21 protein-coding genes are annotated in these 22,441 nt (G+C 67.5%); 17 read left to right on the plus strand and 4 right to left on the minus strand.

What is annotated here, in order from left to right:
- Window positions 1–98: 98 nt before the first annotated feature.
- The 7 genes from BKK80_RS21655 (at window position 99) to BKK80_RS21685 (ending at window position 8,378) form a co-directional block, all read left to right on the plus strand.
- Window positions 99–1,436: an MFS transporter gene (locus BKK80_RS21655; RefSeq protein ID WP_071017136.1), complete on the plus strand. Its 1,338-nt coding sequence runs from the start codon at window positions 99–101 to the stop codon at window positions 1,434–1,436.
- Between the two features lie 115 nt (window positions 1,437–1,551).
- The gene (locus BKK80_RS21660) at window positions 1,552–2,646 is read left to right on the plus strand and encodes a porin (protein ID WP_071017134.1); all 1,095 of its coding nucleotides are present in this window, start codon (window positions 1,552–1,554) and stop codon (window positions 2,644–2,646) included.
- Window positions 2,647–2,874: 228 nt separating this feature from the next.
- Window positions 2,875–3,969 carry a mechanosensitive ion channel family protein gene (locus tag BKK80_RS21665; RefSeq protein WP_071071180.1) on the plus strand — a complete coding sequence of 365 codons (1,095 nt, stop codon included), beginning with the start codon at window positions 2,875–2,877 and terminating at the stop codon, window positions 3,967–3,969.
- A gap of 311 nt (window positions 3,970–4,280) precedes the next feature.
- Window positions 4,281–5,126 carry a TauD/TfdA dioxygenase family protein gene (locus BKK80_RS21670; RefSeq protein ID WP_071017131.1) on the plus strand — a complete coding sequence of 282 codons (846 nt, stop codon included), beginning with the start codon at window positions 4,281–4,283 and terminating at the stop codon, window positions 5,124–5,126.
- A gap of 91 nt (window positions 5,127–5,217) precedes the next feature.
- Entirely contained in the window at window positions 5,218–6,276 is a 1,059-nt protein-coding gene (locus tag BKK80_RS21675) for a beta-keto acid cleavage family enzyme (RefSeq protein ID WP_071017130.1), read from the plus strand.
- 65 nt (window positions 6,277–6,341) lie between these two features.
- Window positions 6,342–7,346 carry a tripartite tricarboxylate transporter substrate binding protein gene (locus tag BKK80_RS21680; RefSeq protein WP_071071182.1) on the plus strand — a complete coding sequence of 335 codons (1,005 nt, stop codon included), beginning with the start codon at window positions 6,342–6,344 and terminating at the stop codon, window positions 7,344–7,346.
- Window positions 7,347–7,403: 57 nt separating this feature from the next.
- Window positions 7,404–8,378 carry a quinone oxidoreductase family protein gene (locus BKK80_RS21685; protein ID WP_071071185.1) on the plus strand — a complete coding sequence of 325 codons (975 nt, stop codon included), beginning with the start codon at window positions 7,404–7,406 and terminating at the stop codon, window positions 8,376–8,378.
- 42 nt (window positions 8,379–8,420) lie between these two features.
- Here the strand turns inward: BKK80_RS21685 and BKK80_RS21690 are convergent, their stop codons facing one another.
- Together BKK80_RS21690 and BKK80_RS21695 are read right to left on the minus strand one after the other, a co-directional pair.
- The gene (locus BKK80_RS21690; protein WP_071039298.1) at window positions 8,421–9,455 is read right to left on the minus strand and encodes an AraC family transcriptional regulator; all 1,035 of its coding nucleotides are present in this window, start codon (window positions 9,453–9,455) and stop codon (window positions 8,421–8,423) included.
- A gap of 185 nt (window positions 9,456–9,640) precedes the next feature.
- Complete coding sequence (locus tag BKK80_RS21695; RefSeq protein WP_071071187.1) at window positions 9,641–10,681, minus strand: Gfo/Idh/MocA family protein; 1,041 nt, start codon at window positions 10,679–10,681, stop codon at window positions 9,641–9,643.
- 288 nt (window positions 10,682–10,969) lie between these two features.
- Between BKK80_RS21695 and BKK80_RS21700 the strand changes: the two genes are divergently transcribed.
- From BKK80_RS21700 to pcaG, 6 genes are all read left to right on the plus strand, one after another.
- The gene (locus BKK80_RS21700; protein ID WP_071017120.1) at window positions 10,970–11,833 is read left to right on the plus strand and encodes a fumarylacetoacetate hydrolase family protein; all 864 of its coding nucleotides are present in this window, start codon (window positions 10,970–10,972) and stop codon (window positions 11,831–11,833) included.
- Window positions 11,830–12,858: a cupin domain-containing protein gene (locus BKK80_RS21705; protein WP_071071189.1), complete on the plus strand. Its 1,029-nt coding sequence runs from the start codon at window positions 11,830–11,832 to the stop codon at window positions 12,856–12,858. Before BKK80_RS21700 ends, BKK80_RS21705 begins: the two co-directional genes overlap by 4 nt.
- Window positions 12,859–12,943: 85 nt before the next feature.
- Window positions 12,944–13,942, plus strand: a complete 999-nt coding sequence (locus BKK80_RS21710) for a Bug family tripartite tricarboxylate transporter substrate binding protein (protein ID WP_071017116.1) — start codon at window positions 12,944–12,946, stop codon at window positions 13,940–13,942.
- A 153-nt stretch (window positions 13,943–14,095) separates the two neighbouring features.
- On the plus strand, window positions 14,096–15,355 hold the full coding sequence (locus tag BKK80_RS21715; RefSeq protein ID WP_071071191.1) for a flavin-dependent oxidoreductase: 1,260 nt from the start codon (window positions 14,096–14,098) through the stop codon (window positions 15,353–15,355).
- A 27-nt stretch (window positions 15,356–15,382) separates the two neighbouring features.
- Window positions 15,383–16,108 (plus strand): protocatechuate 3,4-dioxygenase subunit beta, encoded by a 726-nt coding sequence (gene pcaH, locus BKK80_RS21720; RefSeq protein WP_071017112.1) that lies wholly within the window; start codon window positions 15,383–15,385, stop codon window positions 16,106–16,108.
- 57 nt (window positions 16,109–16,165) lie between these two features.
- Entirely contained in the window at window positions 16,166–16,720 is a 555-nt protein-coding gene (gene pcaG / locus BKK80_RS21725; RefSeq protein WP_071017111.1) for a protocatechuate 3,4-dioxygenase subunit alpha, read from the plus strand.
- Between the two features lie 188 nt (window positions 16,721–16,908).
- Here the strand turns inward: pcaG and BKK80_RS21730 are convergent, their stop codons facing one another.
- On the minus strand, window positions 16,909–17,535 hold the full coding sequence (locus tag BKK80_RS21730; RefSeq protein ID WP_071071194.1) for a MarR family winged helix-turn-helix transcriptional regulator: 627 nt from the start codon (window positions 17,533–17,535) through the stop codon (window positions 16,909–16,911).
- A gap of 230 nt (window positions 17,536–17,765) precedes the next feature.
- Here BKK80_RS21730 and BKK80_RS21735 point away from each other — a divergent pair, with 230 nt between their 5' ends.
- Both BKK80_RS21735 and BKK80_RS21740 read left to right on the plus strand, forming a co-directional pair.
- The gene (locus tag BKK80_RS21735) at window positions 17,766–18,758 is read left to right on the plus strand and encodes a PhnD/SsuA/transferrin family substrate-binding protein (protein WP_071017107.1); all 993 of its coding nucleotides are present in this window, start codon (window positions 17,766–17,768) and stop codon (window positions 18,756–18,758) included.
- Between the two features lie 161 nt (window positions 18,759–18,919).
- The gene (locus BKK80_RS21740) at window positions 18,920–19,882 is read left to right on the plus strand and encodes a LysR family transcriptional regulator (protein ID WP_071017105.1); all 963 of its coding nucleotides are present in this window, start codon (window positions 18,920–18,922) and stop codon (window positions 19,880–19,882) included.
- Here the strand turns inward: BKK80_RS21740 and BKK80_RS21745 are convergent.
- Entirely contained in the window at window positions 19,879–21,006 is a 1,128-nt protein-coding gene (locus tag BKK80_RS21745; RefSeq protein WP_156811407.1) for a porin, read from the minus strand. The genes BKK80_RS21740 and BKK80_RS21745 overlap by 4 nt on opposite strands.
- Before the next feature lie 643 nt (window positions 21,007–21,649).
- Between BKK80_RS21745 and BKK80_RS21750 the strand changes: the two genes are divergently transcribed.
- Both BKK80_RS21750 and BKK80_RS21755 read left to right on the plus strand, forming a co-directional pair.
- Complete coding sequence (locus tag BKK80_RS21750) at window positions 21,650–21,859, plus strand: hypothetical protein (protein ID WP_157903296.1); 210 nt, start codon at window positions 21,650–21,652, stop codon at window positions 21,857–21,859.
- Window positions 21,860–21,946: 87 nt separating this feature from the next.
- Window positions 21,947–22,432, plus strand: coding sequence for a 2,4'-dihydroxyacetophenone dioxygenase family protein (locus BKK80_RS21755; RefSeq protein WP_071071199.1), 486 nt, complete (start codon window positions 21,947–21,949; stop codon window positions 22,430–22,432).
- The last annotated feature ends 9 nt before the right edge of the window (window positions 22,433–22,441 follow it).

Here is a 22,441-nt window from a genome sequence, read left to right on the forward strand (position 1 = left end):
GCGCTTCATCCGCTTCATCCGCTTCATCCGCATCACTCCCCCGAAAGCCGTCCGTTCGTGGCGGCACCCAATACAACAAAACCACTGGAGGTAGACCCATGCAGCCCGACATCAGGGAAACCATCAACCACGGCACCATGACCCGCTTCCAGGTGATGGCGGTCACCATCTGCATCGTGCTCAATATGCTGGACGGCTTCGACGTGCTGGCGATGGCCTTCTCGGCCTCGCACATCTCCGCCGCCTGGCACTTGACGGGCAAGGAGATCGGCGTGCTGCTCTCCGCCGGCCTGTTCGGCATGGCGGCCGGCTCGCTGTTCCTGGCGCCGTGGGCCGACCGCATCGGCCGGCGACCGCTGATCCTGATCTGCCTGGGCACGATCTCGGCCGGCATGCTGTGCTCGGCGCTGGCGCAGGACGTGCCGCAGCTCGCCGTGCTGCGCGCCGTGACGGGGCTCGGCATCGGCGGCATGCTCGCGAGCATCAACGTGATCACCGGCGAGTACGCGTCCGACAAGTGGCGCAGCACGGCGATCGTCCTGCAGGCCACCGGCTATCCGGTCGGCGCGACCATCGGCGGCGCCATTGCCGGGGTGCTGCTGGCCCGCTACGGCTGGCGCAGCGTATTCGTGTTCGGCGGCCTGGTCACGCTGGCGATGATCCCGGTCGTGCTGGCACGGCTGCCGGAATCGCTCGACTTCCTGATCGCCCGGCGTCCCGAGGGCGCGCTCGACAAGCTCAACCGGCTGCTCGCACGCATGGGCCGCCCGACCGTCACCGCGCTGCCTGTGCGCGCGGCCGCGCAAGCCCGCGAAGCCGGCGGCGTGCGCAGCCTCTTTCGCGGCAGCCTGGCCTTGCAGACGCTGATGATCTGGGTGTCGTTCTTCCTCGTGATGTTCACTTTCTACTTCGTGCTTTCCTGGACACCGAAGCTGCTGGTGGCGGCGGGCATGTCCGCGCAGCAAGGCATCACGGGCGGCGTACTGCTGAACGTGGGCGGCATCGTCGGCGGCACGGCGTTCGCCTTCCTCGCCGCGCGCATCGGACTGCGCCCGCTGCTGTGGAGCTGCTTCATCGTGACGGCGCTGCTGATGGTGGGCTTCGGCCTGTATGCCGGCGCGCTGTCGACGGCCTTCGTGCTGGCGATCCTGATCGGTGCCGGCATCTTCGGCTGCATGGTCGGACTCTATGCCTATGCGCCGATCCTCTACCCGGCGCAGACGCGCACGACGGGCATGGGCTGGTCGATCGGGATGGGCCGCTTCGGTGCCGTGCTCGCGCCGCTCGTGGCCGGTTCGCTGCTCGACGCCGGTTGGCCCACCGCCAATCTGTACTACGCCTTCGCGCTCCCGCTGCTGGTGGCGATCGCCAGTGTGGGGCTGCTGGGCAGGTCACAGGCATCCCTTGGCGAGCCGGTGCGCCTGAGCACGCACTGATTCCCCGCCGGCCCTGTGCCGGCCCCCCCATCCCTTGACGAGCAAGGCAAGCCTGCCGGCCGCCGGCCGGCAGGGCCTCGCTCGCACAAAAAAAGCCAGAACGGAGGAGAAACACATGACATCCAAGCTATCCGCTGCCATCATCGCGGCCCTGCTGCCCGCGGCCGCCGCCGCGCAGAACGTGACCGCCTATGGCGTTGTCGACACAGGTATCGAGTACCTCAACGGTATCGGCGCCGCGCACGACAGCGTGGTCCGCATGCCCGCGCTGACCGGCACCGTGCCGTCGCGCTGGGGCCTGCGCGGCACCGAAGACCTGGGCAGCGGCCTGAAGGCCGTGTTCTGGCTGGAGTCGGGCTTCGCCCCCGACAGCGGGGCCAGCAACCAGGGGGGCCGCCTGTTCGGCCGCCAGGCGCTGGTCGGCCTGTCCGGGCCCTGGGGGCAGGTGGCCCTGGGCCGCCAGTACACCATGTTGTTCTGGGCCATGGCCGAGCCGGACATCCTCGGCCCCAACGCGTTCGGCTCGGGTTCGCTGGACAGCTATATCCCCAACGCGCGCACCGACAACGCGATCTCCTACAAGGGGACATTCGGCGGCCTGACCGCGGGTGCGACCTACAGCTTCGGGCGCGACACGGTCAACGCCGGGCCCAGCCCGTCCGGCACCAACTGCGCCGGCGAGAACCCGGCCGACAAGCGGGCCTGCCGCGAGTGGTCGGCGATGCTGAAGTACGATGCCGCGGCATGGAGCGTGGGCGTAGCCTACGATTCGCTGCGGGGCGGCCCCGGCGCCTTTGCCGGACTGACCAATAGCGGGCTGCGCGACGATCGCCTCTCGATCAATGGCTACGTGAAGATCGACGACAAGGCACGGATCGGGCTGGGCTGGCTGCGACGCGACAACCGGGCCAGCGCCACACCGCGCAGCGACATGTTCTATGGCGGCGTCACGTATCAGCTCACGCCGGCGCTCAGCCTCGACGGCGAAGCGTTCCACCTGCGCTTCCACGACAGCGCGAACAAGGCATGGCTGTTTGCGGCACGCGGCGTCTATGCGTTCACCAAGCGAACCTCGGTCTATGCCACCGCCGGTTATATCGACAACGGCGGCAACCTCGCGCTTTCGGTCAGCAACGCGCAGGCCGGCGCGACCCCTGCGCCCGGCGGCAACCAGTTCGGGGCGATGGTAGGGATGAAGCATATCTTCTGACGGCGGTGCATGCGGGAGCGAGGCGCAGGCAAAAGGAGCAGAGGACCTGAGCCGTCCGGGCGCCGCAGACTTCCGCTGCCGGGGCCACAGCGGCGGGGCCGGCCGCGCAGGTAAGGCGGTCGGCTCCCGAGGCCTTTGCGCCGTTCTCGACGAAACTTCTGCCGGATCCTCCGGTCGTTATTCGATAGCCTCGCCGTAGCCCCGCGGCAAGCCAGACGAAGGACGACCATGCGCCTCGAACTTCTCCTCACACATCCCTGGTTCGGCACCTGGATGGCGGCCTTGGTCGCCGTCGCCGTTGCGCTGCTGGCGCATCGCATCGGCCGCGTGCTGCTCCTGCGCATCACCCGGTCCGCGCCCGTGCCGCATGCCATCGTCAGGAAGGCGCGCGCGCCGTCCAAGGCCGTGCTGCTGCTGCTGGCCTTGCAGACGGTCTGGCAGGCCGCGCCGGATGCGCTGCCATGGATCGACATGGTGCGCCATCTCAACGGGCTGCTGATGATCGTCGCCACCACCTGGCTGGTGGCGCGCATGATCGCGGGCTTCGCCCTGGGCGTGATGGAGCGCCATCCGGTCGATGTCGCGGACAATATCAACGCCCGCCGCATCCACACCCAGACGCGGGTGCTGGCGCGCATCGCCATGACGCTGGCGGTGGTGATGGGCGCGGCCATGCTGCTGATGACCTTCCCCGGTGCCCGCCAGGTCGGCACCAGCCTGCTGGCCTCGGCCGGCGTGGTCGGCGTGGTGGCCGGTATCGCTGCCAAGCCGGTCTTCAGCAATATGATCGCCGGCCTGCAACTGGCGCTGACCCAGCCGCTCCGCCTCGACGACGTGCTGATCGTGGAGGGCGAGTGGGGACGCGTGGAGGAGATCACCTCGACCTACGTGGTGCTGCGCATCTGGGACGAGCGCCGCCTCATCATTCCCCTGCAGTACTTCATCGAGAAGCCGTTCCAGAACTGGACCCGCAACAATTCGCAGCTGATGGGCTCGGTGTTCTTCCATGTGGACTACGGCATGCCGCTGGCGCCGCTGCGGGCCGAACTGGAGCGCATCGTGCAGGCCGCGCCGCAGTGGGACCAGCGCTTCTTCAACCTGGTGGTCACCGATGCCACGGAGCGCACCATGCAGTTGCGCGTGCTGTGCACCGCGGCTTCCTCCGGCCAGGTGTGGGACCTGCGCTGCCAGGTGCGGGAAGGGCTGATCGACTTCATGCAGCGCGAGTATCCGCAGTTCCTGCCGCGGCTGCGGGTGGAGGGGGAGGGCGCGCGGGAGGGGGCGCAGGAGGGGGCGCGGGACGGAGCGCCGCCGGACGCCTGAGCTCGCCTGGCCGCGCGCCACCGGCCCGCACCGCTTCGTCCGTGCTCGTCCGTGTTCATCCCCGCCGCGCCGTGGCCGGGCCATCGTCGGTTTCCCCGGTTCCCCGCGCTTCCCCGACCTTGCCGACCGCTGCGGCACCCGGTCGCTCCCGTTTTCCGCCGTCTTCCGCCGTTCCCCGCCGTTCCCGCCATTCCGCGCCGGATGTCCCAATTCGGCAAATGGATGTCCCAGATAAGCAAGCGCAAGCCCGCCGCGCGCCCGAAGATAGCCACAGCCGGCACGAACGGCGAGACATCGGAGGAGACGCGGAAATGAAGATCAGGCCCATCACCCCGGCCATCGGGGCGGAGATTTCGTCGGTCCACCTGGGCGAGGCGGCGCGCGACGCCGGCTTGTTCGCGCAGATCAAGGCGGCACTGCTCCAGTACAAGGTGCTGTTCTTCCGCCGGCAGGACATCACGCGCGCCGAGCACGTGGCCTTCGCCGGGCGCTTCGGCGCGCTCGAGACCCATCCGGTCGCGGGCAGCGATCCGGACCATCCCGGCCTGGTGCGCATCTACCGCAGCGACAACCCGCACAGCTACGAGAACAACTATCACTGCGACGGCCTGTGGCGGCCCAATCCGGCCATGGGGGCGGTGCTGCGCTGCATCGAGTGCCCGGAGATCGGTGGCGACACCATCTGGGTGAACATGGTGAAGGCGTACGAAGAGCTGCCGGAAGAGGTCAAGCGCAAGCTCGACGGCCTGCGCGCGCGCGCCAGCATCGAGCAGAGCTTCGGCGCGGTGATGACGCCGGAAGCGCGCGCCAAGCTGGCCCAGGACCATCCGGCGGTGGAGCACCCGGTGGTGCGCACCCATCCGGAGACCGGCGAGAAGGTGCTGTTCGTGGGCGCGGGCTTCACCACGCATTTCACCAACTACAGCACGCCGGCCAATGTGCGCCACGGTATCGACAAGGCGCCGGGCGCTGCCTTGCTGCTCAACTACCTGATCAGCCGCGCCACCATTCCCGAGTACCAGGTGCGCTGGTCATGGCAGCAAGGCGACGTCGCCGTGTGGGACAACCGCTCCACCCAGCACTACGCCCTCAACGACTACTGGCCGGCGCCGCGCAAGATGGAGCGCGCCGGCATCATCGGCGACATCCCCTGCTGAGCGCCCGCGCGGCAGCGTTGCCCCGAAGCACCGATCCCCCGCCCGAGCGCTCCCTGCCGAAGCGCGGGCACCCCCTACCCGGAGACACCCCATGAACTTCCTCGACGGCCATCTCTTTCCCGAGAACCAGCAGCCGCTGATCATCACCGCCGCCCCCTACGCGCCCGGCTGGCTGCCCTCCGACTTCCCGGAGGACATCCCGGTCACGATGGAGGCGCAGATCCAGAAGGCGGTGGACTGCTACAACGCCGGCGCCACCGTGCTGCACCTGCATGTGCGCGAGCTCGACGGCAAGGGCTCCAAGCGCCTGTCCAAGTTCAACGAGCTGATTGCCGGCGTGCGCGCCGCCGTGCCGGAGATGATCATCCAGGTGGGCGGTTCGATCTCCTTTGCGCCCGAGAACGAGGGCCAGGCCGCCAAATGGCTGTCGGACGACACGCGCCACATGCTGGCCGAGCTGGAGCCGGTGCCGGACCAGGTCACGGTGACCGTCAACACCTCGCAGATGAACGTGACCGACCACGCCGAGGACGCCGACTTCCGCGGCACCTCGCGCGAGAACCCCGCCATCTTTCACGCCTACAAGGAGATGACGGTGCCCGCGCAGCCGGGCTGGGTCGAGGAGCATGTGCGCCGCCTGAGCGCCAGGGGCATCCAGAGCGCCTTCCAGTGCTACAACACCAACAGCTTCGAGTCGGTGGAGCGCTTGATGCGCCGCGGCTTCTACAAGGGGCCGCTGGTCATGAACTGGGTCGCCATCGGCGGCGGCATGGACACGCCCAACGTCTACAGCCTCGCCAACTTCATGCGCGGCGTACCCGACGGCGCGGTGGTCACGGTGGAGAGCAATGTGCGTAACGTGCTGCCGGTCAACATGATGGGCATCGCCATGGGCCTGCACGTGCGCTGCGGTACCGAGGACGTGATCTGGAACCAGAAGCGCAGCGCGAAGATGAGCACCGTGGAGCAGATCGAGCAGCTGGTGCGTATCTCGCGCGAGTTCGGCCGCGACATCGCCAGCGCGCGCCAGGCGCGCGAGATCAGCAAGATCGGCGTCTTCTACGACTCGGTGGAGGAATCCCTGCAGGCGAACGGCTTCGCGCCCAACCGCAACGGCGGCACCCAGGGCTTCCTGCGCAAGACGCATTGAGCGCGGCGGCTCGGTAAGAGGCCAGGTGCCGGCATGCGGCCGGACATCACAACGAGGAGACTGCCATGCAACGCTTCACCCCGATCCTGCGCCGGCTTGCGGCGCCCACGCTGGCGCTCGCGCTGGCCCTGGGCGCGCTCGCGCCGGCCATGCGCACCGCCGCTGCCGCCGAATGGCCGGCCCGGCCGCTGCGCATCCTGCTCGGCGCCCCGCCGGGCGGCACCGCGGACATCGTCGCGCGCCTCTATGCGGTCGAGCTGCAGCGCGCGCTCGGGCAGCCGGTGATCGTCGACTACAAGCCCGGGGCGGCCGGCACCATCGCGGTCCAGACCATGCTGTCCGCGCCGCGTGACGGCTATACCTTCCTGCTGATCCAGAAGGGCATCGCCGCCGAAGTGCCCCATGCCATCAAGGTTTCCTACGATCCCTTCAAGGACATCGTGCCGGTCGCGCAACTGACCCGGCAGGGGCTGATGCTGGTCGGCAATCCGGGCCTGCCGGCGAAGAGCCTCGCCGAGCTGGTGGCCTATATCAAGGCCAATCCCGGCAAGCTCGACTACGCTAACTTCGGCATCGGCCTGCGCGGCCAGACCATCGGCGTGCAGTTCAACCGGCTGGCCGGACTCCAGACCGGCAGCGTCAACTACAAGGGATCGCCGCCCGCGCTGCAGGACATCATGGGCGGACAGGTCGCGCTGATGTTCGACGGCCCGGCCTCGTCGCTGCCGCTGATCAAGGGCGGCAGGCTGCGCGCCTTCGCCATCGCCTTCCCCAAGCGCATCGCCGCGCTGCCCGACGTGCCCACCTTCGCGGAACTGGGCTACCCCGAACTCAACGAGGTGGGCTGGATGGGCCTGTGGGCGGCGTCGGGCGTGCCGCCGGCCATCGTGGCCAAGGTGCGCGAGGCCGCCATCCAGGCGATGCAGTCGCGCGGCCTGCAGAAGAAGCTGGAGGAACTCGGCATGGAGGCCGGCACGCCGGTGGCCACCGAGGCGCTGGCGCGCGACGTGCGCGAATCCTACGAGCGCCAGGGCGCGCTGCTGCGCTCGATCGGCTTCACGCCGCAGTGAGGCCGCCCGGCCGGCGGGGGAACAGGACATGAACAGGCAGGACCGACAGGAGCAAGCATGAAAGCGGCACAGGTACTACCCGGCGCGGACGGCGGACGCATCGTCGTGCAGGAGATCCCCGCACCCACGCCGAAGGCCGGCGAAGTGCTGGTCCGGGTGCGGGCATCGGGCGTCAACTACGGCGAGATCAAGTACATGCGCGAGCACCGTACCGGCCTGCCGATGACTGCCGGGGTGGAGTTCGCCGGGGAAGTGGCCGCCGTGGGCGAGGGGGCCGGCGGCTGGCGCGAGGGCGACCGCGTCATGGGCCACGGCCGCGGCTGCCACGCGCAGTACGTGCTCGCCGCGCCGCAGGCGCTGATGGCGGTGCCGGACACGGTGTCGTGGGTCGACGCCGCGGCCTTTCCCAATGTCTTCATCACCGCGCACGATGCCCTGGTCAGCAATGGCGCGCTGCAGGCCGGCGAGTCCGTCTACATCAACGGCGCCTCGGGCGGCGTCGGCATGGCGGCGATCATGATCGCGTCGGCGCTGGGCGCGCGGCCGGTGATCGCCTCCTCGCGCTCGGCGGAGAAACTGGCGCGCCTGGCCGGCTACGGCGTCGACGTCGGCCTGCTGGCCGGACAGGAGCCGCTGGCCGGACGCCTGCGGGACGCCACCGACGGGCGCGGTGTCGACGTCATCCTCGACACCATCGGCGGCACGGTGTTCGAAGATCACGTGCAGAGCCTCGCCGTCAAAGGGCGGCTGGTGAACCTGGCCCGCCTCGGCGGCGCCAGCACCGCCCGCCTCGACCTCAACCTGCTGTGGCTGAACCGCCTGAAGCTGATGGGCGCCACCTTCCGCACGCGCACCGAGCCGGAGCGCCTCGCCTGCGTGCAGGCCTGCGCGCGCGACCTGCTGCCGTGGTTCGGCGCCGGCAAGCTGCGCCTGCCGATCGACCGCGTGTTCGCGCTGGACGCGATCGGCGACGCCTACGACTACATCCTGCGCAGCCAGCACATGGGCAAGATCGTGCTGTCGGTGGACTGAGCGCGCTTCCAACTTCCTTTGCATCGCCGTGCCAGGCCGACGCTAGCCCGCCAGGGCCCGCGCCGCCGGCGCGGCGTTCTGCTTGCGCCACTGCGTCACGCTGCAACCGAAGGCGGCGCGGAACCAGTGGCTGAAGCTGCTCTGGGTGGCGAAGCCCAGCAGGCTGGCGATCTCGCCGAGCGGCAGGTCGCTTTCGGCGAGGTGGCGCAGTACCAGCTGTGAACGCACCTCGTCGAGCAGTGCCGAGAAGCTCAGCCCGTCGGCATCGAGATGGCGGTGCAGCGTGCGCCGGTCGACGCGCAGGTGGCGCGCCACCTGCTGGGCCGTGCAGCGGCCGCCCGGCAGCAGCGCCAGGATCAGCTCGCGGCATGACTCGCGCGTGCCCTCGCCGCGGCGCCGCAGCGCGGCATCGAGATAGTCGCGCGCCAGCCGCGCCGCGCCGGACTGCGCGGGCGCGCGTGGCCGGTCCAGGTCCGCCGCCGCGCAGACGATGCCGTTGAAGGCCTGGTTGAACTTGGGCTGGCGGCCGAAGAAGGCGCGGTGGGCCGACAGGTCCGCCGGCGCGCGGTGCGTGAAGCAGACCTGCTGCGGCCGCCACTGTGGGCCGATCAGTTCGCGCAGGATGCGGAACATCATGGCCACCGTCAGCTCCATCGCCTGGCGCGTGGCCGCTCCCGGGGTGGGCAGCAGATCCTCGCGGATGACCACGGTCTGGTCCGTTTCCTCTATGTGCGTCACCAGGGCGGCGCTGATCAGCTTCAGGTAGCGGCACAAGGTATCGAGCGCCAGCCGGGGGGAGGCCTCTTCCTTCAGCACCAGGCTGATCGGCCCCAGGTTGGAAAACCCGCGCCGCGCCGCCAGCCGCAGCGCGAGGTCCTCCACCCCGGTGGCGCTGGCGGTCAGCTCCAGCAGCTCGCGCAGGGCGCGGCTCGGAATCAGGGCCTCGGGGTCCTTCAGCAGCCGCATCGACAAGCCCGCCTTGCGCAGCAGGGCGCCAGGATCCTGGCCGAGCGACTGCACCAGTTCGATGTAGCCGTTCAGGCTGGCACTGCGGACCAGTCTCCCGACTTGTTCCATTCTGCTGACTCCACACGCTTGGCTGCCATGCCGGGAGGCTTGGGACAGGACCGGCAGAGGCGGGCGGGAGGCCCCGCACGCTGCCGGCATCGGCGTGAAGTATGCCTGAGGTCGTGGCGCCGGGTCGAGCAAGCGGGGGCCTGGCGCGTGCAATGCGCTACGGGCGCCGGAGACAGGCGAGGAGCTCAGCGCCGGAGCGGATCGGCCAGGCCATATGCCGCATCGATCAGTTCGACGGCACGCAAGCAGTCCCGTGCACTCGCCGGGGGAGGGCCGCCGGCACGCCATGCGTCCAGGGTCTTGCGCAGCATCCCGAACGCAGGATTCCCATCCGGCTCTCCGGGCAGGGATGTCTCGTCGTCCGTGCCGACGATGCGCAGCATGCCATCCTTGGCCATCAGTAGCGCATGCTGGCCGCAGATCTTCCATTCGCCGTCGGCGCCGTCGAGCAGCCGATCCCGGCTTGGCAGATTGGTGGCGCCTTCGGTGGTGCGGCGCGGGTAGGCATTGCCAACTTCCAGCGTGGCGAGCACACCGCTTTCGCTGCGCAGCAGCACGCTTGCATAGTCTTCTACCGCCTGGCCGAGCGCACCATTGCTGATCTGTGCTGCGGTGACCACCCACGGCTCGTCGACCAGCACCCGCAGCGCGTCCAGGCCGTGCGTGCCCAGATTGCGCAGACAGCCGCCGGCCGACGCCTCCGGGTCAAGCATCCAGGCGGAATCCCAGGCGGGGTAGCGTGCGGAACTGAAGCGGTTCATGCGGATGTAGATGTGGGACAGGCGGCCGAAGCGCCCCTCGACAAGCATCTCGCGCGCCTTGCGCATGAATGGCGCGTCGCGCTGGGGCAGTGGAACGGCGACGAAGGCGCCCCGCGCCGTGGCTTTGTCGACAATGCCACGGACTTCGGCGGCGTTGCGTCCCATCGGCTTTTCCATCAGGAAGTCGATGCCCCGATCCAGCAGGTCATGCGCACGCCGCGCCATGCGGTCGTGACGGCCGAGCGCAACGACGAAATCCGGTTGCTCGCTGTCGAGCATCGCCAGGTGGTCGGCGTAGACGGCACCGACCCCGACGGCCCGTGCACGCTTCGCAGCGATCTCGGCATCGTCATCATGCAGTGCCACTACCTCCACGTCTTCCATTTGAACCAGATGTTTCAGGTAGGCGGCGTCATAGATTGAGTGCCAGTGACTGACGTCGATGGCGGCAATGCGGATCGGCATGGCTTTCCTTTGCATGGGTGGTGAAACAGGCCAGGCCCCCGGGGCCGGAGGCGTCGCCGCCGTCATGTCTTCTGGCCGGCGGCAGGCCTGGTGACTTCGATCGTGACTGGAGTGTACATAAGGTTGGTGTGCATATCAATTTATTGACCGTACGCCAATCGTTGGTATACTCACCATATCGAAACGACCCGAAGAGACAACGCCAAGCACGCGTTGCTTGCCTGAGAAGTGGTCGGGATGGTCGTTCCTTATACCGCCGGGTGCCAACTCTTCCTTCTGGAGACAAACTTGAAGCTCTGTCGATTCAACAATGACCGCGTGGGCGTCGTCCTGTCAGGACAGGTGGTGGACGTGACGGAAGCTGTCACGCGAGTACTGGAGGGCTTGCCGCCGGTGGATGGCGATCCCCTGATCGCCTACCTCGACCAGGTTCGCGCCGGATTGCCGTCGGATCTGCTGGCGCGGCAAGCCGCGCCGGCCAGCGCCGTCAGCCTGCTTGCGCCGGTGCGCTTGCCAGGCAAGATCGTGGCGGCGCCGGTCAACTATCACGCGCATATCGCTGAGATGCTGGCGAGCAATATTTCTCCGGGACACAACCTGGCGGATATCGAGAAGGCAGGTCTGTTCCTCAAGGCGACATCGTCCCTGGTGGGGGCTGCCCAGGGAGTCGCGGTGCGCTTTCCCGAGCGGCGGACCGACTACGAGGTGGAGCTGGTAGCAGTGATCGGTCGCGCCGCGAGCGAGGTGCCGGTGGAGGAAGCCTTGGACTACGTCGCCGGCTATGCGGTCGGCCTTGACATCACCGTACGCGGTACCGAGGATCGCAGCTTCCGCAAGTCGATCGATAGCTATACGGTGCTTGGCCCCTGGCTGACCACTCGGGATGAGATCGAAGATCCGAACGCCCTGCGGTTGTGGTTGTCGCAGAATGGCATCGTGAGGCAGAACACGTCCACGGCCGACATGGTGCTCAGCGTCGCGGAGCTGATTGCCTTCGCTTCGCGCTTCTACACGCTCAAGCCAGGCGACCTGCTGTTCACCGGCACGCCGGAAGGCGTGGGTCCGATCCACCCAGGCGATTTCCTGCATGCCGCCTGCGATGGCCTGGATGCCATGGATGTCCGGGTACGTGCCTATGGAGACGAGGCATGACGGCGGAACGGCAGCGCAGCGGCAGCAAGCCGCTGTTGGAGGCACTCGACGAGGTTCATGCACAACCCTTGTGGGATCGCTATATGCGTCTCAATACCCGCGAGCCCCAATATCGCGCGCCGCTGATCTGGCCGTGGCAGACGATGGGGCCGCTGGTGGAACGTGCCGCCCGCGAAGTCGACATGGAGGAGGCTGAACGGCGGGTGCTACTGCTGACCCATCCCGATTTCCCTGGCACGGTCTTTACCACGCCGACACTGTCGGGCGGATTGCAGGTTCTCAATCCGGGAGAGTCGGCCGATGCCCATCGGCATACGCTTGCCGCGCTGCGCATCGTCATGTGCGGCAGCGGAGCGGTCACGACGGTCGACGGCAAACGCTGCGAAATGGTCCCCGGCGATGTGATCCTGACGCCGGCATGGAGCTGGCACGAGCATTGCCACGAGGGAAGCGAGCGCATGGTCTGGTTCGATGGGCTCGACTATCCGCTGGCGCGGCAACTCGGCGCGGTGTTCTTCGAGATGGGGCCGGGTCCCGTGCCACCCCGTGGCCTGGCGGCAGCGCCTGACGATAGCCTGGCGGAGGGCGGCATGCTCCCGGAAGGCGACGCGGCGGTGGTGCCTTACTCTCCGCTCTATCGCTACGCCTGGGAGCGCGCCGACCGGGTGCTGGCCGCCATGGCCCCGGGCGTCGACGGCTCGCGCCGCCTGCGCTACCTCAATCCGGCCGACGGCGGCCCCGTGATGCCGACCATCGACGTCGAGGCGCTGCGCCTGGCGGCCGGCCGGACAACTGCCGCGGTGCGCACCACCGCGACCGCGATGGTCGTCGTGATCGAAGGGAGTGGCCGCAGCGACATCGGCGACACCGTGTTCCATTGGCAGCAGCACGACGTGTTCACGCTGCCACGGTGGCAGTGGGTCCGGCACCAGGCCGTGAGCGAGCAGGCCACGCTGATGCTGGTCAGCGATCGCGAACTGATGCGCAGGCTGGATTACCTGCGCGAGGAGAGGCGGGCGGATTGAAGATCTCGGCGTTCCGCGGCGTCCGGCATCCGTCCGCGCCGGGGGCCGCCACATGCATATCACACGAAAACTAGGAGACAGCTTCATGTTGAACCCCTTCCTGCGCAGCGGCCTGCTGCGCGCCTGCCTATTACTGTTCCTGGCGGCAACGTTCGGCGCCTGTCCTGTGGTCGCGCGCGCCGAGGATTTCCCGGCCCGGCCGATCACCATTGTCGTGCCATTCACCGCCGGCGGCGCGGCGGACGTCGGCGCGCGCCGTATCGCCGAGAAAGTGACCGAGTACACCGGACAACCCGTGCTGGTCGACAACCGGCCCGGCGGCGGCGGCCAGATCGGGGCCAGCGCCGTCAAGAATGCGCGCCCGGACGGCTATGTGCTCTACCTGGCCAGCGTCGGTTCGCACGCGATCAACAGTTCCCTCTATACGAAGTTGAGCTATGACCCGGTCAAGGACTTCGCGCCGGTGGCGCCCCTGTTCTCGTTTCCCCATGTGCTGGTCGTGCCGCCATCGAGTCCGGCCCGCTCGCCGGCGGACCTGGCGGCGCTGAGCAAGGGCCGGCCGGGCGGCCTCAGCTATGCCTCGATGGGCATCGGCAGCGGTGGACATCTGTTGGCCGAGATGTTCCGTTCGCGGACCCGGCTGGAAGCGACGCACGTGCCCTACAAGGGCTCGTCGCAGGCGGTTGCCGACGCAGTGGCGGGGCGCTTCGACTTCTTCTTCAACGGTATCGTCGACTCGTTGCCGCTGGTGCGCGAGGGCAAGGTGCGCGCCCTGGCCATTGCCGACACGCAGCGTTCGCCGCTGCTGCCCAACCTGCCGACCATGATCGAACTAGGCTATCCCGATTTCGTCCTGAACGCCTGGTTCGGCGTGGTTGCCCCGGCGGGTACGCCCAAGGCCGTCGTGGCGAAGCTGAACGCGGAATTCGCCAAGGCGGCGCGCGATCCCGAGGTCGTGGCGAAGATGGCGGAGCAGGGCGCCAAGATGATGACCGGCACGCCGGAGGAATTCGCCTCCTTGATGCGTTCGGAGACGATCCGGCTGGGCAAGGTCGTGCGCGAGTCCGGCGCTCACCTGGACTGAGGAACGACATGGCTCGGCGTGCTGTCGCGCGACAGCCGCAGGGCGCCACGCACCTAGCCGGACCCTGACCGGCGCCCGTGCCCATGGAAGACAACAAGGCGATGCCGTCAGGGCAGGCTCGCACTCGCTCCGAAACAAGCCAAGGAGATATTCATGCAGCATTCGCAGGAAAAGGAAGTCGTCATCATCGGGGCCGGCATCGGCGGCCTGACGCTGGCGCTGGCGCTACACCGCGTCGGCATCCGCTGTCGCATCTACGAGAGCGTGACGGAACTCAAGCCATTGGGCGTCGGGCTGAACCTGCTGCCGCACGCGATGAAGGAACCCGCCAGACTTGGACTGCAGGAGCGCCTGCTGGCGAAGGGCCAGGAGACGCGTGAGTACTGCTTCTTCACCAGCCATGGCCAGCTCGTGCATCGCGAGCCGCGTGGCAAGTTTGCCGGCTATGCCTGGCCACAGGTGTCGATCCATCGCGGTGACCTGCAGATGACCCTGCTCGCCGCGGTAGAGGAACGCCTGGGCGCCGATGTCCTGCACCTCGGGCAGCGCTGCACGGGCGTGGAGCAGGACGACGCGGGTGTCACCGTCCACCTGCAGGACAGCGGCAGCGGCGCGCCGTTGGCACCGGTCAGCGCGCAGGTCGTGGTGGCTTGCGACGGCGTCCATTCGGTGATCCGCAAGCAGTTTCACCCGGCCGAGGCCAGGCCGCGCTACCAGGGTTCCACGCAGTGGCGCGGCGTTACGCGCGCCAAGCCCTTCATGTCGGGTGCCAGCATGGCCTATGTCGGTACCTACCACACCGGAAAGCTGATTACCTATCCGATCCGCGACAACATCGACGGCGAGGGCACGCAGCTCATCAACTGGGTCATCGAGTTCGCCAAGCCCGAAGAGGAGGAGCGGGACTGGAACCGCCAGGGCCGCCTCGAGGATTTCCTGCACCTTTTCGAGCACAGTCAGTTCGAATGGCTCGACATACCAGCCATGCTGCGCGAGGCGGATGCGGTCTACGAGTACCCGATGGTCGATCAGGATCCCCTCGGCTTCTGGACGGTGGGGCGGGTCACGCTGCTGGGCGACGCCGCGCATCCGATGATGCCGCGCGGCTCGAACGGTGCAGCGCAGGCCATCATCGACGCGACTGCGCTGGCCGATCTGCTGGCCGCGGAGGACGATCCGCGCCGGGCACTGCAGGCCTACGAGCACAAGCGCTTGAAGGCTACCGGCGACGTGGTGCTGGCGAATCGCGAGATTGCACCCGATGCCATCCTGCTGGTCGTGGAGGAACGTACCGGCGGGAAACCGTTCGAGCGGCTCGAGGACGTGATCTCAGCGCAGGAGTTGCTCGCATGGCAAGAGCGCTACAAGCGCGTGGCGGGCTTCGACGCGGGGACACTGTCGGCCGCGCCTTGAGGAACCCTCTCAACTGGAGTCTGGAAGATGGAAGACGTACTGGGTTATCGCCGGCCGGCCGCGGGCACGCAGCCGGACTACCTGTTCCCTCGCTACGTGGCGACGCAGAAGCGCTCGCCCAAAGTGCCGCTGGTGTTGCTCCCGCAGACCTTGTCCGAGATCACGGGGCCCGTGTTCGGCCACCAGGATCTCGGCGCGCACGACAACGACCTGACGTCGCAACACGACGGCCGGCCGCTCGGCGAGCGCATCATCGTCAGCGGGCGGGTGCTGGACGAGAACGGCAGTGCTGTGCCGAACACGCTGGTGGAGATCTGGCAGGCCAATGCCGCCGGTCGTTATCCGCATCGTGCTGACCGTCACGACGCACCGCTTGACCCCAACTTCACCGGCTGTGGCCGAACCTTGACCGACGCGCGGGGCTGTTACCGCTTCCTCACCATCCGGCCAGGCGAGTATCCCTGGCGCAATCACTACAACGGCTGGCGCCCGGCGCACATCCACTTCTCGGTGTTCGGCCCCGCCTTCGCCACGCGGCTGGTCACGCAGATGTACTTTCCCGGCGATCCGCTGCTGGACTACGACCCCATGTACTTGTGCGTGCCCGACGCGAAGGCGCGGCAACGCTTGGTGAGCCGGCTCGACTGGGAGCACACGGTGCCGGAGTTCGCGCTGGCCTACCGCTTCGACATCGTGCTGCGCGGACGCGAGCAAACGCCGTGGGAGCCGTCCGGTGGCTGGGTACGTCGCTAAGGCCGGCATGCGCAAGGCCGGCCGCCCAGCGGCAATCATCGACAGGAGGAATGGATCATGAGCCTTCAAGCAACGACTTCACAGACTGCGGGTCCTTACCTGCATATCGGGTTCACCTGGCTGACGAGCGAGGATCTGGCACCGGGCGAGGTGGGGGAGCGCGTTTCCCTTTCCGGCCGCGTACTGGATGCCGACGGCGCGCCGGTCAACGACGCCATGCTGGAAGTCTGGCAGGCGGACCCGCAGGGGCGCTACGCCCATCCAGAGGGCGGACGGGCGCCGCTGTCCGGCTTTCGTGGCTGGGGGCGGGTGGGTACTGACGAGGCGGGGTGGTTCCGCTTCACTACCGTCAAGCCTGGCGCCGTGCCGGGGCCGGGCGGGAGCCTGCAGGCACCGCACCTGGTGGTCGCGCTGTTCATGCGCGGCATCCTGAAGCAGCTCGTGACACGGGTCTACTTCCCAGGCGAGCCCGCCAACCGGACCGACCCGGTGCTGGCGCTTGTCCCGCACGAGCGCCGCGCTACGCTGGTGGCGCAGGCCGAAGGGCCTGGAGTGCTGCGGTGGAACGTGGTGCTGCAGGGCCGGGACGAGACGGTGTTCTTCGATTTCTGACGAGCTCTGCCTTGCTGCGCCAGGCCCCAGTCCACTGCGTCATTGGAAAAGCACCTGCGATCGACAGCGATTCCAGGCCGTATGCGTCATGGCAAAGGCGTGCCATCGCCGTGCGATGCCCGTGCTTTGCGCCTGGCCTGCGACCTGGATGCACCGCCGCTCGGGAGCGCTTTCTCTGCCGCCAAGGACTAGGCGGTCTCGCCGCCGCGACGTACTGCCTTGCGTGGGGCGCGCGCGGGCGATGGCTTGCTGGCGGTGCCGGTCGTCTTGGCCGGGGACTTGCGTGCGGGCGATTTTTCCTCGGGCGCCCGTGTACCGGGCAGGTCGAGCCGGCCCTGTGCCGCCAGGTCTTCCATCCGGGAAGCATCCAGCGGTGCGCGCGAGTAGGCATTGTTGACGTTGACCAGCTTTGTGAGCATCTCCATGAAGAGGCGCTGCTCGGACTTGCTCAGCGGGGCCAGGATGCGCGCCTCGCTGCGGTCGAGTTCCTGCTCGATCTGGTCCAGCGTGGCACGGGTCGCCGGTGTCACGTGCAGCAGGTTCAAGCGGCGATCATGCGGTGCCCGCGTGCGCGTGATGAGTCCCTTCTCGACGAGGCGGTCGATGACCTTGACCATGGTCGTCTTGTCCATGGCGATCATGTTCGACAGGGTCATCTGGTCGATGCCGGGGACCTCGTCGATCATCTTCAGGGCGGCGTACTGCCGGGGCGTCAGGTCATGGCTGCCGGCTTCCTCGAGGAACAGCGCGACAGAGATCTGGTTGAGGCGACGGATCAAATGGCCGGCCCGCGAGTAGAAGATTTCAAGCGACATAGAACGAGATGCTCCTGAAAGGCGCCGCCCCGAAACGGCCGGTGGCAGTGGGCGGTCCCTGATTTGAATATTGTACCAATGATCGATACAACGATTGCCAGCATACCAACCATATGCTTGCCTATCAAATGGCGGAGGCGGGTTGCGGGGCACGGGTCATTGCTTGTGTCCCCGTGTCTCGGCGCGGGGCGATTTCCTGGAGTTTCCATTCACTGACTGGAGGTTTGCATATGAGCCGATTGCGCTTGACCATGGCCTGCTGGGACTATGACCGAGTGGCCGCACTGAAATCTGGCGAGGTCGCCATCGACGGCGTCGATCTCAATTTCCTCGCCCAGCCCGTGGAAGAGACGTTCTTCCGCATGCTGCGCCACCATGAGTTCGATATTGCCGAGATGTCGCTATCGTCCTATGTCGTGTCCCTGGCTCGGGGTGACTCGCCCTTTATCGCCGTCCCGGTGTTCCCGTCGCGTTTCTTCCGTCATTCCTGCATATTCGTCTCCGCCGCCAGTGGCATCGAGACCCCGGCGGACCTGGCAGGCAGGCGCATCGGCGTGCCCGAGTATCAGATGACGGCCCCCGTCTGGATCCGGGGCATCCTCGCCGACGAGTATGGTGTGGCGCCGGATGCCATGGAGTACTGGACGGGGGGCGAGGAGCAACCGGGGCGCGAGGAAAAGCTGCGCCTGGAGTTGCCGGAGCGTTTCCGGCTCCGCGCGATCGGCGCGGAGCAGACCCTGGCCAGCATGCTGGCTGACGGGGAGATCGATGCCTTGTTCACGGCGCGCACGCCATCGACCTTCCACACTCGCCCGCACCACGTTCGCCGGCTGTTTCCCGACTACCAGGCCGTCGAGCAGGACTACTATCGACGCGCCGGCATCTTCCCGATCATGCATACGGTGGTGATCCGCCGGGAGGTCTACCTGGCCAACCGCTGGCTTGCGCAGTCGCTGTACAAGGCGCTTCAACTGGCGCAGCGGAAGGCGTACGAGGACCTGCGCCAGACCGCAGCGCTCAAGACCATGCTGCCCTGGCTGCCGGCTCACGTCGAGCAAGCCGAAAGCGTGATGGGCCGGGACTGGTGGCCCTATGGTTTTGCTGCCAACCGCCACGTGCTGGAAACCTTCCTGCGCTACCACCACGAGCAGGGCCTGTCCCCGGCCGGCCTCAGGCCCGAAGACCTGTTCGCGCCGGAAGCGCTGGAGTCCTTCCTGATCTAGTCCGCTGAATCATTGAAATGGGAGGGAAGGACATGGTATGCGGGAATCAGCGCTTAGCGCCTGGCCTGCGACCTGGAGGCACCGTCGCGCGGGGGCGCTCGCTCTGACGCAATGGACTGACTGGTGCACGTGCCCGGCGCCGGGCAGAGGGCAGGACCTGCATGAAGATCCAGCAACTCCACGACCTTGCCGCCGTGGTGCGCCACGGCGGTATCCGGGCCGCGGCGCGCGCCCGTCGTGCGTCGCAAGCCGGGATCACCCTGAGCTTGCAGCGGCTCGAACAACAGTATGGCCTGAGCCTGTTCGTGCGCAACGGGCGCGGGATCACCTTGACGTCGCATGGCGAGATCGCGCTTCGTCATGCCGAGGCTGTCTTGCGTGAATGGGAGCGCGCCGAGCAGGCGCTGCGCAGCATGGCGTGCCAGCGTGCCTCGACCGTGCGGATCGGGTTGTCGCTCGACCCGTCAATTTTCGTGGGCACGCACGTGCTGCCCGAGTTTCAGAGACGGCTTCCCGATGTTGAACTCCATGTGATGCATGGCGCTTCGGAGACCATCGTGCACGCGCTGCGCGCTGGACGCATCGAACTGGCCATCGCCACACTGCCACCTCCTGCGGATCGCGCCGGTTTGCGCTGCAGTGCGCTGTACGACAGCGTGCCGGCCATCCTGTGCCGGCAGGGGCATCCCCTGGCAGCGGCGCGCAAGGCGTCCGCATTGAGGGACTGCAACTGGATCGTGCTGGCGGACGCCTGGTCTGTTCCCGCTTCCGGCGCATCGACCTCCACGCAGTCGAATGTGCGGCAGCGCTTCGAGCAGAAGATGGCAGGGCACGGCTTGCCACCGCCTCGCTCGGTGCTGGTACTGTCTTCGCTGATGGATGCCGTTCTTCTGATGGGAGCGTCCGACTACCTTGCCGAGATGCCGCGGGGCGTGCTGGAACGCGCGGGCAGCCCGCATGGGCTGCTGGCGCTGGAGCTCGACGACATGTTGCCGCCGCGGCAGGTCGGACTGATGCGCGCTGCCGACCGGCCTCTGCCTGCCGAAGCGCGCACGCTGGCCGCGATGCTCGCTTCGTTCGGCCGTATCCGCCAGGCGTTGCGCGGCGGCGTGCGGCCGGGCTAGAACTTGTGGCGGATGCCGGCCACCATCACCAGCTGTCGGTCGTTGCTGGAAGGGGCAAAGAGATAGATATCCGCCTTGGCGCCTACGGCCTTCTGATAGGTGCCATAGACATAGACATCCGTGCGCTTGGACAAGAAGTAGTCCAGGCTGAGTTGGGCCATGTGCCAGCGCGGGGTGCTGGAGATGCCGCTGTAGCTGCCGGCAGTGAATACATAGCCTGCGCCCAGCACCAGGGAGGGCGTCAGATGGTAGGTGCCATTGAGGTCGAAGTTGTGCAGGCGCAGTCCGCTGTTGTCGCGATAGGCGTAGTTGACATAGGTGTACATCGCGTTGACTCGCGCCGCGCCGAAACCGTAGCCGGCAGCCAGGCCCGCGACCTGCTGCTTGCGCACGCCGATCGCGGGATTGAGCGGACTGCTATGAAACAGCACGAACGGAGCACCGAAGTAGTCGTCCGTGACCGCTCCACTCGCATTGTTGCCGGCGTTGAGGCCGGGGTTGTCAAGCTGCAGGTAGGCGCCCGCCAAACGCAGGGAGCCCCTCTCGTAGATGCCGCCGGCGCTGAACGAGCGGTTGTTGGCCGCACTGGAGACATCGGACAGCGCATAGCTCAACTCGCCCCGGAGGCCGCCCCAGTCCGGTGTGACGTACTTGATCGCGTTGTTGTGGCGATAGCTGCCGAAAACGTTGTCGTTGTCGCCCACATGTGTCGCGAGGCCGGCCGCCGCGACCGGGGCGGACATGATGTCGAGGGCATCGTACACCGCGTCGTACTGGCGGCCGAACGTGAGGGTGCCATAGCGCTCGTTGCTGAGGCCGACGAAGGCCTGCCGCCCGAACAGCCGGCCACCTTGCTGTGACTTGCCGTCGTCGATCGCGAAGCCGCTCTCCAGTGCGAAGACAGCTTTGCTTCCGCCACCCAGGTCTTCGCTGCCGCGCAGGCCCCATCGATTGTTCTGCAAGGTGCCGGGCACCATCTTGGTTGCAGCCTGGCCGCCCTCGTTGTTGACGTAGGCAACGCCGACGGACAGCACGCCATACAGCGTCACGGAAGATTGCGCATGCGCCAGGCCGGGCATGCCAAGGATACCCGCGGCGGAACACACTGCCATTCTGAACTTCATCTTGTCTCCTTTCTCTTCTTGGGGAGGGGAACCGCGACGACCAACGTGTCGTCGTCGCGGTTCGGGAACTGCTATTTGAATGTGCTAACCAATCGTTGGTACACGTTTTTTATGGGAAGGATTCGGTACCGAAAGACGGTCCCGATGCATGGCAGACCCCGCGTCATGCAGGCCGGAGTGCTGCCGCCAAGGCATTACCGGTGCAATCCGCCAGGCTGGCCATGGACGGGAGGTGCCATCTGAACCGCATACATTGCCTCCCGTCGTCCGGTTGTCATTGATCGTAGACGGATGGTTGGTATGCTATTTATATGGAGGGTGGACGCGCATCGGTGATTTCCCTCGGGCGCGCGGATCTGGTGATCGGTTCTCGTTATCGCGATTTCGGCGATGCTGCCCTTTCCGTCTGCCGGTCCTCCGAGGCGCATGGCCGGGACGCCGGGAGGCCGGGACGGTAGGAGTCGTGCCGCTCGTGATCACCGAGGTCAGGCCGGCGCTGCAGGCCATCGCGTCGCGCGGCCTGGGGCGGTGCGGCGCTTCGTGGAGGAGGGGGGGAGCCGCCGGGGCGGGGGTGAGGCGGCTTGATCCAGCTTGATGCGGCTTCGTGGTGAAGCGGGGCCATGCGGCGCAAGATCCGCGGCGCATGGCTTGCCGCCACGCGCTGGTCCAGCGCGATGCCAGCGGCCTGATCGCCCTGCTGCGCGCGGTCCGGCCGACCGGCATGGCGGGCGCAACGCAGGGGCCCGTCGCGTCTGCCGTGGCTGCAGCGGCTGCCGCCGTGGCGGCGCCGGCGCTGTCGAAAACGCGGTGCTTTGCAGTTGTCGTGATCTTGTCGCGCACCCTGCTCGCGTGAGCGAGCGCACTCCCTATGATGGTGACGGACCACCGGCCTGTGCCGGTCCCCGTTTTCCCTGCCCACCACCACATAGGAGACAACCGCATGAGTACCTTGCTGAGCGACGCCGCCGCCTGCGACGACAATGCCGGCGCCCGCGCCAGGATCACCTTGCCCTATCCACGCTTCCAGAGACTCGGCCCCATCCCCTGGATGCCGTGGGTGATGGACGGCGTCGACTACAAGCTGCTGAGCGTGAACGGCCGCAACGGCGGCTTCACCTGCCTGCTCAAGGTGAAGCCCGGGGTGGCAGCGCCGATCCACCATCACCTCGGCGCCATCGAAGTGCTGGTGATGGAAGGGGACATCTGCTACGACACCGATGACATCGGCCGGCCCGGCGACTACATCTTCGAGCCGGCCGGCGACATCCACCAGCCCCGCACGGCCAACGGCTGCGTGTTGTTCTGCGTGTTCGACGGCCCGATCGCCGGCCTTGCGGGTGACGGCAGCATCGCCGGCATCGTCGACTACAAGCTGATGCTCGAGATGGCCGAGCGCGACGGGGTGGCCGCGCACGTGCACCGGTAGCGCGCTGAC

Origin of the sequence: Cupriavidus malaysiensis (assembly GCF_001854325.1) — a bacterium.
Taxonomy (GTDB): Bacteria; Pseudomonadota; Gammaproteobacteria; order Burkholderiales; family Burkholderiaceae; genus Cupriavidus; species Cupriavidus malaysiensis.

Bases quoted from the DNA above. Each gene is read 5' to 3' on its own strand.
- BKK80_RS21655 (WP_071017136.1), top strand. From the start codon at position 99: ATGCAGCCCGACATCAGGGAAACCATCAACCACGGCACCATGACCCGC.
- BKK80_RS21660 (WP_071017134.1), top strand. From the start codon at position 1,552: ATGACATCCAAGCTATCCGCTGCCATCATCGCGGCCCTGCTGCCCGCG.
- BKK80_RS21665 (WP_071071180.1), top strand. From the start codon at position 2,875: ATGCGCCTCGAACTTCTCCTCACACATCCCTGGTTCGGCACCTGGATG.
- BKK80_RS21670 (WP_071017131.1), top strand. From the start codon at position 4,281: ATGAAGATCAGGCCCATCACCCCGGCCATCGGGGCGGAGATTTCGTCG.
- BKK80_RS21675 (WP_071017130.1), top strand. From the start codon at position 5,218: ATGAACTTCCTCGACGGCCATCTCTTTCCCGAGAACCAGCAGCCGCTG.
- BKK80_RS21680 (WP_071071182.1), top strand. From the start codon at position 6,342: ATGCAACGCTTCACCCCGATCCTGCGCCGGCTTGCGGCGCCCACGCTG.
- BKK80_RS21685 (WP_071071185.1), top strand. From the start codon at position 7,404: ATGAAAGCGGCACAGGTACTACCCGGCGCGGACGGCGGACGCATCGTC.
- BKK80_RS21690 (WP_071039298.1), bottom strand. From the start codon at position 9,455: ATGGAACAAGTCGGGAGACTGGTCCGCAGTGCCAGCCTGAACGGCTAC.
- BKK80_RS21695 (WP_071071187.1), bottom strand. From the start codon at position 10,681: ATGCCGATCCGCATTGCCGCCATCGACGTCAGTCACTGGCACTCAATC.
- BKK80_RS21705 (WP_071071189.1), top strand. From the start codon at position 11,830: ATGACGGCGGAACGGCAGCGCAGCGGCAGCAAGCCGCTGTTGGAGGCA.
- BKK80_RS21710 (WP_071017116.1), top strand. From the start codon at position 12,944: ATGTTGAACCCCTTCCTGCGCAGCGGCCTGCTGCGCGCCTGCCTATTA.
- BKK80_RS21715 (WP_071071191.1), top strand. From the start codon at position 14,096: ATGCAGCATTCGCAGGAAAAGGAAGTCGTCATCATCGGGGCCGGCATC.
- pcaH (WP_071017112.1), top strand. From the start codon at position 15,383: ATGGAAGACGTACTGGGTTATCGCCGGCCGGCCGCGGGCACGCAGCCG.
- pcaG (WP_071017111.1), top strand. From the start codon at position 16,166: ATGAGCCTTCAAGCAACGACTTCACAGACTGCGGGTCCTTACCTGCAT.
- BKK80_RS21730 (WP_071071194.1), bottom strand. From the start codon at position 17,535: ATGTCGCTTGAAATCTTCTACTCGCGGGCCGGCCATTTGATCCGTCGC.
- BKK80_RS21735 (WP_071017107.1), top strand. From the start codon at position 17,766: ATGAGCCGATTGCGCTTGACCATGGCCTGCTGGGACTATGACCGAGTG.
- BKK80_RS21740 (WP_071017105.1), top strand. From the start codon at position 18,920: ATGAAGATCCAGCAACTCCACGACCTTGCCGCCGTGGTGCGCCACGGC.
- BKK80_RS21745 (WP_156811407.1), bottom strand. From the start codon at position 21,006: ATGAAGTTCAGAATGGCAGTGTGTTCCGCCGCGGGTATCCTTGGCATG.
- BKK80_RS21750 (WP_157903296.1), top strand. From the start codon at position 21,650: ATGGCTTGCCGCCACGCGCTGGTCCAGCGCGATGCCAGCGGCCTGATC.
- BKK80_RS21755 (WP_071071199.1), top strand. From the start codon at position 21,947: ATGAGTACCTTGCTGAGCGACGCCGCCGCCTGCGACGACAATGCCGGC.